Source organism: Pseudovibrio sp. Ad26 (genome assembly GCF_001623285.1).
Classification (GTDB): Bacteria; Pseudomonadota; Alphaproteobacteria; order Rhizobiales; family Stappiaceae; genus Pseudovibrio; species Pseudovibrio ascidiaceicola.
The window spans coordinates 121,028-136,166 of sequence record NZ_LMCE01000063.1; the positions used below are offsets into that span (position 1 = coordinate 121,028).

General features: G+C 52.5%; 12 protein-coding genes. 3 read left to right on the forward strand and 9 right to left on the reverse strand.

What is annotated here, in order from left to right; genetic code table 11:
- Positions 1-38: 38 nt before the first annotated feature.
- Positions 39-2,972: an excinuclease ABC subunit UvrA gene (uvrA, locus tag PsAD26_RS15945; protein WP_063311245.1), complete on the forward strand. Its 2,934-nt coding sequence runs from the start codon at positions 39-41 to the stop codon at positions 2,970-2,972.
- Positions 2,973-3,638: 666 nt separating this feature from the next.
- Here the strand turns inward: uvrA and PsAD26_RS15950 are convergent.
- The gene (locus PsAD26_RS15950) at positions 3,639-4,223 is read right to left on the reverse strand and encodes a hypothetical protein (RefSeq protein WP_208981903.1); all 585 of its coding nucleotides are present in this window, start codon (positions 4,221-4,223) and stop codon (positions 3,639-3,641) included.
- A 235-nt stretch (positions 4,224-4,458) separates the two neighbouring features.
- Between PsAD26_RS15950 and trmFO the strand changes: the two genes are divergently transcribed.
- Entirely contained in the window at positions 4,459-5,856 is a 1,398-nt protein-coding gene (trmFO, locus tag PsAD26_RS15955; protein WP_084403702.1) for a methylenetetrahydrofolate--tRNA-(uracil(54)-C(5))-methyltransferase (FADH(2)-oxidizing) TrmFO, read from the forward strand.
- A gap of 53 nt (positions 5,857-5,909) precedes the next feature.
- Here the strand turns inward: trmFO and PsAD26_RS15960 are convergent, their stop codons facing one another.
- The 5 genes from PsAD26_RS15960 to yajC all read right to left on the reverse strand — a co-directional run bounded on the left by PsAD26_RS15960 (position 5,910) and on the right by yajC (position 10,327).
- The gene (locus tag PsAD26_RS15960; protein WP_063288807.1) at positions 5,910-6,770 is read right to left on the reverse strand and encodes a phytoene/squalene synthase family protein; all 861 of its coding nucleotides are present in this window, start codon (positions 6,768-6,770) and stop codon (positions 5,910-5,912) included.
- 20 nt (positions 6,771-6,790) lie between these two features.
- Complete coding sequence (locus PsAD26_RS15965) at positions 6,791-7,195, reverse strand: Mth938-like domain-containing protein (protein ID WP_057466261.1); 405 nt, start codon at positions 7,193-7,195, stop codon at positions 6,791-6,793.
- A gap of 144 nt (positions 7,196-7,339) precedes the next feature.
- Positions 7,340-8,281, reverse strand: a complete 942-nt coding sequence (gene secF, locus PsAD26_RS30200) for a protein translocase subunit SecF (protein WP_063311246.1) — start codon at positions 8,279-8,281, stop codon at positions 7,340-7,342.
- A 16-nt stretch (positions 8,282-8,297) separates the two neighbouring features.
- Positions 8,298-9,902 (reverse strand): protein translocase subunit SecD, encoded by a 1,605-nt coding sequence (gene secD, locus PsAD26_RS30205; RefSeq protein WP_063311247.1) that lies wholly within the window; start codon positions 9,900-9,902, stop codon positions 8,298-8,300.
- 95 nt (positions 9,903-9,997) lie between these two features.
- Entirely contained in the window at positions 9,998-10,327 is a 330-nt protein-coding gene (gene yajC / locus PsAD26_RS15980) for a preprotein translocase subunit YajC (RefSeq protein WP_057466258.1), read from the reverse strand.
- 315 nt (positions 10,328-10,642) lie between these two features.
- On the opposite strand from yajC, the gene PsAD26_RS15985 reads away from it, so the two are divergent.
- Positions 10,643-11,536, forward strand: a complete 894-nt coding sequence (locus tag PsAD26_RS15985) for an ATP-binding protein (protein ID WP_063311248.1) — start codon at positions 10,643-10,645, stop codon at positions 11,534-11,536.
- 100 nt (positions 11,537-11,636) lie between these two features.
- Here the strand turns inward: PsAD26_RS15985 and PsAD26_RS15990 are convergent, their stop codons facing one another.
- From PsAD26_RS15990 to surE, 3 genes are all read right to left on the reverse strand, one after another.
- Complete coding sequence (locus PsAD26_RS15990) at positions 11,637-13,385, reverse strand: M23 family metallopeptidase (protein WP_063311249.1); 1,749 nt, start codon at positions 13,383-13,385, stop codon at positions 11,637-11,639.
- Positions 13,386-13,474: 89 nt separating this feature from the next.
- Complete coding sequence (locus tag PsAD26_RS15995; RefSeq protein ID WP_208985723.1) at positions 13,475-14,239, reverse strand: rRNA adenine N-6-methyltransferase family protein; 765 nt, start codon at positions 14,237-14,239, stop codon at positions 13,475-13,477.
- A gap of 86 nt (positions 14,240-14,325) precedes the next feature.
- Positions 14,326-15,090 (reverse strand): 5'/3'-nucleotidase SurE, encoded by a 765-nt coding sequence (gene surE, locus PsAD26_RS16000; RefSeq protein WP_057466254.1) that lies wholly within the window; start codon positions 15,088-15,090, stop codon positions 14,326-14,328.
- Positions 15,091-15,139 lie beyond the last annotated feature (49 nt).

Sequence of the window (15,139 nt, forward strand, 5' to 3'; positions counted from 1 at the left end):
TATATGCGAACTCGGTATCCGTGATAAAGGACAGTTCCATGGCGAAGTCGCCAACACATGACACACAAAATACTCCCGCGCGCGCAGACCTTATGAAGCAGATCACTGTACGTGGCGCTCGCGAACATAACTTGAAGAATGTGGACCTGGATCTTCCACGAGACAGCCTGATCGTCATGACTGGCCTGTCCGGCTCAGGCAAATCTTCGCTTGCCTTCGATACCATTTATGCCGAGGGGCAGCGCCGCTACGTTGAAAGCCTGAGCGCTTACGCCCGCCAGTTCCTTGAAATGATGCAGAAACCAGACGTAGATCAGATCGACGGCCTGTCACCTGCCATCTCCATTGAACAGAAAACCACCTCAAAAAACCCGCGCTCCACAGTCGGTACGGTCACCGAAATCTATGACTACATGCGCCTTCTGTTCGCGCGCGTGGGCATCCCATATTCCCCGGCAACAGGCCTTCCAATTGAAAGTCAGACCGTCTCCCAGATGGTCGACCGCATTTTGATGCTGGAAGAAGGAACTCGCCTGTACTTGCTGGCCCCAATCGTGCGTGGCCGCAAAGGTGAGTATAGAAAAGAACTCGCTGAGCTCATGAAAAAGGGCTTCCAGCGCGTAAAAGTTGACGGCGAGTATTATGAAATCGCCGATGCGCCCGCTCTGGATAAGAAGTTTAAACACGATATTGACGTCGTTGTTGACCGTATCGTTGTGCGCGAAGACATGGCTGGCCGCCTGGCAGATTCTCTGGAAACCGCACTGGAGCTGGCCGAAGGCCTCGCTACCGTTGAGTTTGCAGATCAGCAGGATGAAAAAGGCAAAGCAAAGCAGCTCATTTTCTCTGAAAAATTCGCTTGCCCAGTCTCCGGCTTCACGATCCCAGAGATTGAACCGCGCCTGTTCTCGTTCAACAACCCGTTTGGCGCATGCCCGACTTGCGATGGTCTCGGCACAAAACTGGCGTTTGAAGCCGAACTCGTTGTACCGGACCAAACCCTGTCCCTTCGAGGCGGCGCGATCCTGCCATGGTCAAAAACCGGTTCGACCTCTCCTTATTACACCCAAACACTGGAAGCATTGGCGAAGCATCATAAACAGCCAATGACCAAAGCCTGGAAAGACCTTCCTGAAGACTTCCGCAATGCAGTGCTGTTTGGAACCGGCAATACAAAAGTACAGTTCGTTTACGACGATGGTACCCGCTCTTACAAAACCGAAAAGCCATTTGAAGGCGTTGTCGGCAACATTGAGCGCCGCTGGCGTGAAACAGATTCTCAAATGGTGCGCGACGAGCTTTCACGCTACCAGTCAGACCATGCCTGCGATGCCTGTAAAGGCTACCGCCTCAAACCTGAGGCCCTTTGCGTCAAAATTGCAGACCGCCACATCGGTGAGATCACAGCTCTTTCCATCAAAACTGCACATGACTGGTTCTCCAGCATTGACGAAAAGCTCTCCGACAAACAGAACGAAATTGCGTACCGCATCCTTAAGGAAATCCGTGAGCGCCTGAAGTTCCTCAACGATGTTGGCCTGGAATACCTCTCCATGGACCGCTCTTCTGGAACCCTGTCTGGCGGTGAAAGCCAGCGCATTCGTCTGGCCTCTCAGATTGGTTCCGGCCTGACTGGTGTTCTTTATGTTCTGGATGAGCCATCCATCGGCCTGCACCAGCGTGACAATGCCCGCCTTCTGGAAACACTGAAGCACCTGCGCAATCTGGGCAACACCGTCATCGTGGTAGAACACGACGAAGACGCCGTTCTGACTGCGGATTACGTGGTGGATGTAGGCCCGGGCGCAGGTATCCATGGCGGACAGGTAGTTGCCAAAGGTACACCAGATGAAGTGATGGCTAATCCGGCCTCTCTCACTGGTAAGTATCTTTCCGGCAAAATGAGCATCCCGCAACCAGATGAGCCGCGCAAGATTGACAAGAACCGTCAGATCAAGGTGTTCGGCGCACGCGGCAACAACCTCAAAGACGTGAATGCAACCATTCCGCTTGGCACTTTCACATGTGTGACCGGTGTATCCGGTGGCGGTAAGTCAACATTCCTGATCGACACCGTCTACAAGGCAACGGCTCGTCGTCTCAACGGTGCACGCGACAACCCCGCCCCGCATGACCGGATTGAAGGTCTGGAGCGCCTGGACAAAGTCATCGACATTGACCAATCCCCAATTGGCAGAACGCCGCGCTCCAACCCGGCAACCTACACAGGCGCGTTCACTCCAATCCGTGAGTGGTTTGCAGGCATGCCGGAAGCAAAAACACGCGGCTACGCGCCGGGTCGCTTCTCTTTCAACGTGAAAGGCGGACGCTGCGAAGCCTGTCAGGGTGACGGCGTCATCAAAATCGAGATGCACTTCCTGCCCGATGTGTATGTCACCTGTGATGTCTGTAAGGGCAAGCGCTACAATCGCGAGACATTGGAAGTTCAGTTCAAGGGAAAATCCATTGCAGATGTGCTGGACATGACCGTTGAAGAAGCAGCAAGCTTCTTCTCTGCTGTGCCATCCATCCGCGATAAAATGGAAACCCTTGCTCGCGTGGGGCTTGGCTACATCAAGGTGGGCCAGCAGGCGACCACATTGTCCGGCGGCGAAGCACAACGTGTGAAACTGGCAAAAGAGCTTTCCAAACGCTCAACCGGTCGCACGCTCTACATTCTGGACGAACCAACAACCGGCCTCCATTTCCACGATGTCGCCAAGTTGCTTGACGTACTTCATGAGCTGGTCGATCAAGGCAACACAGTTCTCGTGATTGAGCACAATCTGGAAGTGATCAGAACCGCAGACTGGATCCTTGACCTTGGACCTGAAGGCGGAGACGGCGGCGGAACTATCGTCGCAACAGGCCGACCGCAGGACGTGGCGGAGGTACAGGAGAGCTATACAGGGCACTTCCTCAAGGAATTGTTTGAAAGGCGAAGCGCCAACAAGCTGGATGCAGCAGAGTAAAAACCAAATGGCCGGGCACTGTCCCGGTCATTTTTTTTTGCAAAGACCACACTCCACAGCAGGCGCTTTCCATGCAAACAACAGAAAATTCCAATTGATGCCGCTCCACCACAAAACCTGCCCAAAATGGCCGACACATTGAAATATGATTAAGTTTTGAGCGCCAACTGCCTAAAAATAGCGTTCTTAGCCCCTCAGGTATGCAGATTTGTGCCCTAAATCACAAAATTACCGCACTGCACAATCGTTAATTTTGGCATTTATGTCGTTTTAAAGAGTGGTAGCGCCATCATTCGCCATAATGCCATGCATTTTTTGCATATCGGACATGCGAAATGATGTGATGCACAATTGGAAAGTCTTTTGTATAAACCAACTCAAGGCCGCTGAGGAACTCCTCCCAATTAAACCTCGGCAGCCTAACATACAATCCTCAGGCAGCACCTCCTCCCAAGCTGCTTGATGGTTCTAAACAGAGATTTCCTCCCAGTTCTCTGTTTACTAGCTTCGCCCGTCGTTCCTCCCATCGACGGGCGTTAGCTGTTTTAAGGGCCTATTTCCCTCAAAACTACCCATTGCCCTCAGCAAACAATCACGCAAAAGAAAAGCGCACCAGCCTCGCTGATACGCTCTCCAAATCATCACTGCTTTACTCTGATTACCAGCTCACCCGCCTGATGGGTTTTCCAAATCAGCGCTGGTCATAGTCAGCCACTTAGTCATGTGCAGAATATCCGGTGGTTTGCCATTACTCAGGCGCCAGCTGTCTACCACCCATGGAATCTCTGTGGTCGTATCCACCACAACAGCTGAAGCATGCGGATATTTGCCATCAAGGAAAAAACCGCGAGAGGCAGGCCGCGCCGCACGGTGGTATTTAAGCCACCCTTGAGAACCCGCATAAACCAGCAGGCTTGTCGTGTTGGTCGCCTCGTCAATGCAGTCCATCTGCCCTTTAACGTTGCCATTACCCATATCCAGCCCACCAATATCATTGGATGACCCAACCACAGGCCCAACACGCTTTTCTTGCCACTGCACCGCTTTGGAAATTGCAGCGCGTTCTGCTTCAGGGCTTCGATGCCCTCGCTTCAAAATCGTGCGTAATCGCTGTTTGTCTTTCTGGCTAAACGTCACAGCCGTGCGATATTCGCAGCCGAAACCATGACAGATGTAAAGTGTGTCACCTTTGTTTTCGATGCCACCCATCTGAGTATACCAGGTGCTTGGCTTTCTATTAATTTGGCTCATGCACGCAGTTAGCCCAATTGCGCCAACTGCAATCACGAAGGCCTGAGAAATTTTCTTCAGTTTCTTATTTGAAAAATACATGTGTTTTTGTGAATCACTTTGCACAACCATGGAAGATTGATGGCCTAAATGATTGAACTGAGCAAGTTCAGAGGCTAAGCAATTCGCAAGCGATAAACACTTAGGCTTCATCAGACGCTTTGGCGCAACAGGAGCCCAGTCGATTGGATAGGAAATGACGAAGCAGACCATACACGTGGTTGGCGGCGGCCTGGCAGGCTCCGAAGCAGCATGGCAGATCGCAGAAAAAGGCCTGAAGGTCGTTCTGCACGAAATGCGCCCGACACGTGAGACCGATGCACACAAAACAGATGGCCTTGCAGAACTGGTGTGCTCCAACTCATTCCGTTCTGACGATGCTGAAAACAATGCCGTTGGCCTGCTTCATGCTGAGCTGCGTGCCGCTGGCTCCCTGATCATGAGATGCGCAGATGCCAACAAAGTGCCTGCTGGCGGCGCACTGGCCGTGGACCGCGATGGATTTTCCCAAGCTGTACAAGCCGCGCTGGAAGGCCACGAGAACGTAGAGATCCTCCGCGAAGAAGTGACTGAAATTCCATCAGCAGAAAGCGGTCAGGTTATTCTTGCAACCGGCCCGCTCACATCTCCAGCTCTTTCCGAGCAGATCCTGCAAGCAACCGGCGAAGACTCCCTCGCCTTTTTTGATGCGATTGCACCGATCATCCACACTGAATCCATCAATATGGACAAGGCATGGTTTCAGTCTCGCTACGACAAAGTCGGCCCGGGCGGGACAGGTAAAGATTACATCAACTGCCCAATGGATAAAGAGCAATACGAAGCCTTTATCGATGCACTGATCGGCGGCGAAAAGACCTCCTTCAAGGAATGGGAAGAAAACACGCCTTACTTTGATGGCTGCCTTCCAATTGAAGTGATGGCAGAACGTGGCCGCGAAACTCTGCGCCACGGCCCAATGAAACCAATGGGCCTGACCAATGCCCATCAGCCAGACATCAAGGCCTACGCTGTGGTGCAGCTGCGTCAGGACAATGCCCTTGGCACGCTTTACAACATGGTTGGTTTTCAGACCAAACTGAAGTACGGCGCACAGGCAGAAATTCTCCGCATGATCCCGGGCCTGGAAGAAGCTCAGTTTGCCCGCCTCGGCGGCCTGCACCGCAACACCTTCCTCAATTCACCGCGTCTTCTCGATGATCAAATGCGCCTCAAAGCTCTGCCACACGTGCGTTTTGCAGGTCAGATCACCGGCTGTGAAGGTTATGTGGAATCCACCGCCGTTGGATGTTTGACAGGTTTGTTCGCAGCTCATCAGGCACTTGGAACCGACATCGCACCTCCGCCAATCACAACCGCATGCGGTGCAATCGTCAACCATATCACGGGTGGTCACATTGATCGCGAAGATGGTTCCGGCCCGCGTTCCTTCCAGCCAATGAACATCAACTTCGGCCTTCTGCCTCCACTGGACGAAATGCCGAAGCATCCGGAAGGCAAGCGCCTGCGCGGCAAAGAAAAGACCCGCCTTAAAAAGCAGGTTATGGCCAAGCGTGGTCTGGATGACTTTAAAGCATGGGTCGCGAACGTCTAACGCGCACGCAACATGCTATTAGATACAGAAAAGGCCGGAAATTCCGGCTTTTTCTATTTCCGCGAGAGTTTGGTAAGGCGGCGAGACGTCCGCCACATATGCCAGACACGGCGCATATGCGGCGCCCCACCGCAAACCTGCAGCGGCTCAAAACTATCTTTGTCCGCCTCATTGAAAAACAGCTCCACCTGAAATACGGGCAAAAACGCAGGCAACACAGACGGGTCAATCCCCTCTAACGCACTCTCACAATCATCGAGATGCTTTTTGCTTAGCTCCACCATTTCTTCAAAAGCCGCCCAGACAGCGTCATTTGAACGGTTCCCTCGCAAGGCATTGGCATCCACACCATGTCGCTCCATCACATCTTTGGGAAGGAACTGCTGGTGCCGCGAGGCCTGCCACGCAAGCGTCTGCATCAAGCCAGAGAGAGCATACGCCACACCACCATGCCCGCTGGCATCAGAAAGCTGGCGATCAGCAGGTTTTCCGCTCAATATCATAGAGGCCAGCAAAACCACTGTAGAGTTAGTCTCCCCGCAATACCCTTCCAGATCATTGATGGTCGGCATCGGATCAGAATAAAGATCAAACCGGCGCGCAGAAATCAGGTTGAGGAACGGCTCTCTTGGCAGTTTATGATGTTCAATGGTCTCAATGATCGCCTGCGCGACAGGGTTGTGCATCACATCACCGTGGTCAGTGCCACTCAGCGCATCATGCCACCACTGCAGACGAATTTCTCCGGGCATCGGCTCATTCACCAGCTCTCGGATACGCGCAATCTCACAGGCAAAGGCGTAAAGGGCAATCAAACTCGGACGCGCAATGATCGGAGCATACAATGTGCTCAGGTAACGCTCGTAGGAGAAGCGTTTTACGAAATCATTACAGTGGTCATAGGCCTGGCTCATAGCTGAGTTCCACGCTTCTTTTAAACGTCTTCAACTGCAATAAACACGGCTGCTACGGCACGGTCTTCACCAAGAAGCACATTGTATGTGCGCACGGCAGCGCCAGTGGACATACTATCGACCATGATGCCCTTCTCACGAAACGGCCCCTTACGAGACTCTGGAAATGGCTTCAACTCGTCACCAGCACCGATTAGCAGCACTTCAATATCGTCAGATTCTGCAAGGATTTGCGCCAGTGCCTCATCCGTAACTTCGTCAAAGCTGGTAGGTGCCCAACCATAAACACCAGACGGCACACACATCAGCGATCCACGATGAGACATATCCGCAAATCGAAACCCGCCATTTCCGTAGGCATCGATCTGAACCATGCTTGGATAATGCGCATCCCGCACTTCCAAAGGCTCTCCACGTTTTCCCATAGTGTCCTCCAATGGCTATTTTCGCTCAGTGTACGCGCAAATTGATAGCCTCTGTTTAATTACACGCGAAAGAATGTCCAATAGAAAATGGGGCTGACCACAACTGTAGTCAGCCCCATCTAAAACATTAGCTGCTTCCGCTGATTAAGCGGATTTTGCAGGAGATGTTTCGTCGTCTTTCTTGTCAAACACGCTGGTGCGAAGCTTCATGAGCATCAGCAGCGGAGAGGCAAGGAAGATAGAAGAGTAAGTCCCGATCACGATACCGAAGATCATCGCCAGCACGAAGGACTGGATCACTTCACCGCCCAGGAAGTACAACGCAAACAGCGCGAGCAAAGTGGTCACGGATGTCATTGTTGTACGGGACAGGGTCTCGTTGATGGACTTATCAAGCAGCTCTTCCAGAGAAAGACGCTTATAACGACGTAGGTTCTCACGAATACGGTCATAAACAACCACCGTATCGTTAAGTGAGTAACCGATAATCGTCAGCACCGCCGCAATACTGGACAGCGTAAAGTCCAGCTGCAACACCGCAAACAATCCAACTGTCAGCAGGATATCATTGAAGGTGGTGATAATCGCGCCAACTGCGAACTGCCATTCAAAGCGGAACCAGATGTAAAACATGATCATCAACAAGGCAGACCCGACCGCCAGCGTTCCTGCATAAGCAAGCTCACCGGAGACACGAGGTCCAACCACTTCAGTTCTGCGGAATTCATATCCATCGGTAAAGGCACCACGGACACTGTCAACCACATCCTGCTGCGCGCTTTCGCCATCGCCCTGAGATTCAATGCGGATCAGAACTTCGGTAGGACTACCGAACTCCTGCACCTGCACATCACCCAGATCAAGACCACCAAGTGTCCGGCGAATTTCAGAAAGGTTCGCAGGACCGCTTGTGGACTGCAGCTCAATCAGTGTTCCGCCCTTAAAATCGATGCCGTAGTTCAGGCCGATTGTCAGGAACAGCACAACGGAAAGAACTGCCGTAATTCCAGAAAACGGAAAACTCAAAACCCGCCAATGCATAAAGCGGAAATTGGTCTGCTCCGGAACAAGTCTAAGAAGTTTCATAGGGTCATGCTCCGAGTTAGATTGGCAGTTTGGATGGACGCTTACGCTTCACCCATACAGAGATGAGGAAACGAGAGATAGTAAACGCAGAGAACACTGTGGTGAAGATACCGATCATCAGCGTTACCGCGAACCCTTTAACAGGACCGGAACCGATGAAGAACAGGATCACAGCCACAATCAGCGTTGTGATGTTTGCATCCAAAATGGTGCCAAGTGCACGGCTAAAGCCCGCATCAATCGAACCAATAGCAGAACGACCTGCGCGTGCCTCTTCACGAATGCGCTCATAAATCAGCACGTTGGCATCAACCGCCATACCAATTGTCAAAACGACACCCGCAATACCCGGCAGGGTCAGCGTTGCCTGAAGCGTGGTGAGCACACCAAAGATCAGGAAAACGTTGGAAGCAAGGGCAAGGTTCGCGATGATACCGAACTGGCCATAAGCCGCCAGCATGAAGATCACGACCGCTGCTGCTGCAACGATGGAAGCAACCTTACCGCTATCAATGGAATCCTGACCAAGGCCCGGACCAACAGAACGCTCTTCAACCACATCCAGACGCGCAGGAAGCGCACCAGCACGCAGCAGAACAGCAAGATCATTTGCACCATCAACAGTGAAGCTACCGGAGATCTGACCGGAACCGCCTGTGATTGGCTGACGGATAACCGGAGCGGTGATCACTTCGTCATCCAGCACAATCGCGAATGGACGACCAACATTTGCGCGGGTCACATCCGCAAAGACGCGGGCACCGGCAGTGTTGAAGCGGAAGTTCACAACAGGCTCGTTTGTCTGCTGGTCAAACGCAACAGAAGCATCCTGCAGCTCTTCACCCGTCAGCAACGGGTTTTCATCCAGCAGGTATGGCTGGCCATCAGAACCCTCAACAACCATCGTGCCTGCTGGCGGACGGCCTTGAAGTGCCTGTGACGCGCTCATTTCCTGACTGACAAGATGGAACGTCAGCTGCGCAGTCGCACCAATAATGTCCTTCAGACGCTGGGGGTTGGATTCACCCGGCGCTTCAACAAGGATACGGTCAGTGCCCTGACGCTGAATGGAAGGCTCAGTCGTGCCGAGTTCATCAACACGGCGACGGATAACCTCAATGGACTGCCTCACAACGGAAGCAAGGCGCATGTCCAGACCTTCCTCAGAGAAAGCCATGCGGAACAGGCCATCACCTTGAGGTTCAAGAACAAATTCGTTAACCGCTGCACCCCCGAAAACGCCGGAGTTAAGCGGATTTACCAGTTCTGCAAGGCGCTGTTCAGCTTCATCAAAGCGTGCATTATCACGAATACGAACCTGAACACCGTCTCCCTGAATACCCAGACCGGTGTAGCCGATACGTGGGTTCTCGCGCAGGGCCCGGCGGATATTTCCAACCAGCTGACGGAACTGTTTTTCTTTGTAATCTTCCTTATCAACCTCATAGAGCAGATAAGCACCGCCCTGAAGGTCAAGACCGAGAACAATCTGGCGCTTAGGCATAAAATCCGGCCAGGATTGAACGGTACTTGCCGGGAAGAAGTTCGGCAATGTTGTAAAGATACCGCCCAGCACCACGACGATAATCAGGGCGATTTTCCAACGCGCGAAATGAAGCATGAGTATATGCCCGGTCCTAGAATAGGCAGACCGCTCTCACTGCGGCAAAGGCCGAAACAGGAAAGCGGTCTGAAACTACAGGTATCAAGGCGCGATTATTCGCCGTCCTTAACAGGTTCACCTTTGGAGCGAACTTCCTGGATCATGGCACGAGCAATACGCACACGCGTACCTTCAGCAATGTCCACCTGCAGTTCAGCATCATCAACGATCTTAGCAACTTTACCAATCAGACCACCAGAGGTCACAACGGTGTCGCCGCGACGCAAATTGCTCACCATTTCCTGATGAGACTTCATTTTCTGGCGCTGAGGGCGAATGATCAGGAACCACATGATCACGAAGATCAGGACGAACGGCACAATAGACATTACAACGTCTGGCACGCCGCCTGCGGCCTGTGCATAGGCAGGGGTAATAAACATTAGTTTCTCCTTACCACAAATTCCCGAGGAACCTGATGGCGATCATTAAACAATTGGCGAGGTAAACCCCTCCAAAATTGACCTTGGCCCGAAAGAACAAGGATTTTGCGCTGGACTATACAGTCCACTCCAACCTTTTCAAGGCATTGACATGCTAACTGGGACTTTCCCCAAGAGTATTGGACATGATACAGCTGTAAATAGGGATACTTGGCCGCAGATCAAATAGCAGAACCGCCGCTGAGACAATTTTTCACCTAGTGCATTTTGCGTAAAGCCTATGCCAGCGCACCTGAGTTAATCACGTAGATACACATGACCACTAAAGAAAATACCTCTGAAGTCGCCCTTCTTACATCCAAGCTGGACGAGATTGTCGCCCTGTTAGCCAGCTCCCTTCCCAAGCCTCCAGTTACTGTCAATTTCGACGAAGCCGATGCCTTTGTATTCCACCCTTCCCCGTTTGAGCTTGCACCTGTACCCAAAGTCAATCGGGTTGATATTAGCCTGCTCAAAGGCGTCGATCACTCCAAGAAAATGCTGATGGAGAATACAAATAGGTTCGCAGAAGGTTTTCCGGCCAATAACGTGCTGTTGTGGGGCGCCAGAGGCATGGGCAAGTCGTCTTTGGTGAAATCTGCTCATGCTGCGATCAACGCAGCACACGCAAACTCCGAAGGCGTCCGCAAACTTGTTCTCATCGAGATTCACCGCGAGGACATCGAAGCCCTCCCAGCGTTGATGAACGAGCTGCGCGGCAAGCCTTACAACTTCATCATCTTTTGCGATGATCTCTCCTTTGATGGCGACGACACCAACTACAAGAGCCTGAAAGCAGCTCTGGACGGCGGCATTGAAGGTCGACCAGCAAATGTCCTGTTTTACGCCACATCCAACCGCAGACACCTTTTGCCGCGCGATATGATGGAGAACGAGCGGTCAACCGCGATCCATGCAAGCGAAGCGGTGGAAGAGAAGGTTTCACTTTCTGATCGATTCGGCCTTTGGATTGGCTTCCACAAATGCTCTCAGGATGAGTATCTGGATATGATCTACGGCTACACAGAGCATTTTGGCTTAAAGGTCGAGCAGGAGCAGCTCCGCGCGCAGGCTCTGGAATGGTCCACCACACGCGGCGCTCGCTCTGGTCGTGTCGCATGGCAATTTATTCAGGATCTGGCAGGCCGCCTCAGCCAAACGCTGTCCTGACAAGCAAAAGCGCTCATAAAAAAGCACGCCGCGTGAAGGTCATCAACGCGGCGTGCTCTACCTATGAAAAGAGTTCCAAGAAGAACCCTCCCCCTTTTTATTAGGAACGCGGTAGATGGTTCATAGGATCTACCGGCTTGTTATCCTTACGCAGCTCAAAATGCAGCTGAGGCTGTGTCACAGACCCCGTCGCACCAGCCATGGCAATAGTCTGTCCACGGCGTACGGCATCACCACGGCGCACCTTCAGCTCTTTGTTGTGCGCATAAGCCGAAACCCAGCCATTATCATGGCGGATCAGCACCAGATTTCCAAAGCCTTTCAGCTCATTACCGGCGTAAACGATGGTTCCGTCTTCCGCAGCTTTAATGTCTGTTCCTGATGGAACTGCCAGATTAATGCCGTCGTTTTTAGACCCACCCGGCTTCACGCCAAAGTCAGAGATAATCCGCCCACGCACCGGCCAGCGGAACGTCGCTTCATCTGCCACAGCAACCTTAGGAGCCTTCGCTGTCGCAACTGGCTGCACAGGCGCTGGCTTGGAAACTTCTGTCGGCTGCAAACGGACAACATCCGTCTCAGCTTCAGAGATAACCGGAACAATCGGTTTTTGCGGCTTCTGAACACTTGCGGTGTGAACTGGGGTCGGCGCAAGAGAATTGGCAAGCGTGCGCTGTGTCGCAACCGGAGCGGTCACGCGTTGCGGGTTCAACCCTGCCAAAGCGATTCTCTTCGGCTTCGGCACGGCTTGTGTCGCTGTAACACTGGCAACCGATGCCGGACGCTGTGCAACAGAAGCCCTGGGTTTACTTTTTGGCACAGCTGAAACGCGCAGAGGAGCAACGCTGCGCGCTGCCTGCCCCGTAACAGGCACACCGTAAGATGGCTGCGCAGTCGCAGACTGAGGAGCGACAATCGGTGTCAAAGACTGACTGCGATAGGTCGTTGGCTGTTGCTGTGCACGATAGACCTGAGAAGGTGCAGACTGCTGAATTGGCTGAAGCGAAGACGCAGGCACAGCTGCTGCTGGTGCACGCCTTTGCACCGGATAAGCTGCTGGAGGTGCATCACTGTAAACAGGACGCGATCGCTCTCCCACATTACCCGGAGGAAGCAACGCAGCCGCAATCTTGGTCGCAAACACATCACGAGACTGCCTGGAAGCAGAACCATTTGCATTCAAAGGCGCAACATACTGTGAAGGAATGGAGGCCGTTGTTTGAGGCTGCTGATTACTGGACGGCAACACACGAGCACTGGCCTTCGGCAAACGGTTCGGTTTACGAACCATCTTCACTGGAATAACAACAGAATCACCAGGCTGCAGCGCAGAGCTCACTGTCACGCGATTGGCATGAAGGATCTCGTTCGCCGGAACACGGTATTGCCACGCAAGACTATCAACACTCTCATTGGCTTTCAGCGTGACAACACGGCCACCAACCGCAGTCCAGCCAAGCGTGCCATCATTAGGCGCTTTAGCAAGTGCAGCAGGAACCAGAGCACTCGCGCGCGTGCGCTGGCTCACCGGAACAGGCTGTTTGGAAAATGTTGGCTGCCATGTTTGCGCCGGATACCCGCGCGATTGCGCAGAGCCAGTCACAATAGGAGCATTGCTTGATGTTGGCGCAGGCAGCAAAACGCCCCGCTGAACAACAGACTTTGTGCTTGATGATGGAAGTCCGGGCGTCACCACAACGGCAGTTCGAGCCGGAGACGTTGGTTCATCAACATATTCAGATTTGCCAAACCGGTCCACATTGCCACTACAACCAGCAAGACCTGCTGACAGCAAAAACAAGGCTACACCGCGCCGCAATCTGGCTTTCTCACGGGAATGAAACTGCATATCCGCCCTACCCAATACAAATAAAAGGCTAACTGGCGTAAGTTTACTGACAACAGAGTTGATAAAGACTTAATTAAAGCCTCATTCCCCTACAGTTTCGCAGCTATTCCCGGAGTGAGAGAAAGATAGCGGAAGCCACCAAGGTCAGTTTCATCAAGACCGCGGCCACCTTTGTCATATTGGATCAGGCGGCAAATACCGCTTTCGTGCTTAATTGGCGCCAACAAACGCCCTCCTGGCGCAAGACGATCGAACAAGAAGCCCGGCACACGGTCCAGCGCGCCATTCAAAATGATACGGTCAAACGGTCCACCATCATCTTCTTCATCAACAGGCGCCACAAGACCATCTGCATGAATCACGTCGACATTGTTGATCTTACAAGACCGAAGCCGCTCACGCGCCAGATCAGCCAGCGTCCGGTAGCGCTCCAATGAAACAATGCGATCACAGATTTTGGAAAGAACCGCGCACTGGTACCCGGACCCACTGCCAATCTCCAGCAAAGAATGATCCGGTTTCATCTGCAGGAAATCAGCAACCTTCCCAATTAAGGATGGCTGCGTGCTCATCTGCCCGCAATCAATTGGAAATGCACGATCTTCGAAAGCCAGAAATTGCTGGCTGGCTGACAAGAATATTTTACGTGGAATAGCTTCAAGTGCGCCCAGAACCTCAAGGTTCCGCACGCCCTCAGATCGCAGCTTCATCACCCATGCCGCTTGCTTGGCAAGGTTCTCATCAAAGCGACCATCTTCATCAGCAAACAGACTGTCTTCCATTTTAAACACTCCGTCTATCTGCAATGCAAAGCCTGCTGGCGGACCAGCAAGCTCAAAAGAGCGCGCCTTCAAAGGCCACTTCTGCCCTTTGAAGGAAACGCACATATAACCAAAGAACCTGACGTGAACCCGAAGGGCCTCGGTAGGTTCACATCAAATCAGGACTTTTCGAGTGTCTTTTCCAACTGCCCCATCAACTCATCAGCTGTCAGGTTCAGATGCAAAGGCGTGACTGAAATATAGCCCTCTTTCAAAGCATTGATGTCAGTCCCTTCACGCGCACTTGGTACACGGTTTTGGAAAGCAAGCCAGTGATATGGATTACCACGGCCATCCTTGCGGCTTTCAATGTAGAGCGAACCCGCATCGCGCTTGCCCTGACGCACAACCTTAACACCTTTAACCATGTCAGGCGCGTCTTTCGGGAAGTTCACGTTCAGCAGCGTATCAGATGGCAGATTGAACTCCAGCAGACTGCGGATCACACCAACAGCATGCGCTTCAGCCGTGTCGTAGCTCGGGCCGAACTCGGATCCAAAAGCATATGCCTGGGAAAGCGCAATGGAACGAACCCCCATCAAAGTGCCTTCCATAGCCGCAGCAATAGTGCCGGAATACGTCACATCATCTGCAATGTTCGCACCCCGGTTGATACCGGAAAGAACCAGATCAGGCGGTGTATCCATGATGGAACGAACCGCCATGATCACACAATCAGTCGGAGTACCGCGAACTGCGAAGTGACGACTGTCAATTTCACGAACGCGTAAAGGATCATTCAAAGACAGGGAGTGCGCCACACCGCTCTGGTCGGTTTCTGGCGCAACAACCCAAACATCATCTGAAATCTGCCGCGCAATGCGCTCCAAAACCTCAAGACCCTCAGCGTGGATCCCGTCATCGTTGGTTAGTAAGATACGCATATCGCAGCAATTCCTCATATAAGTCGCGCAGTACAGCAGAAGAACGCAA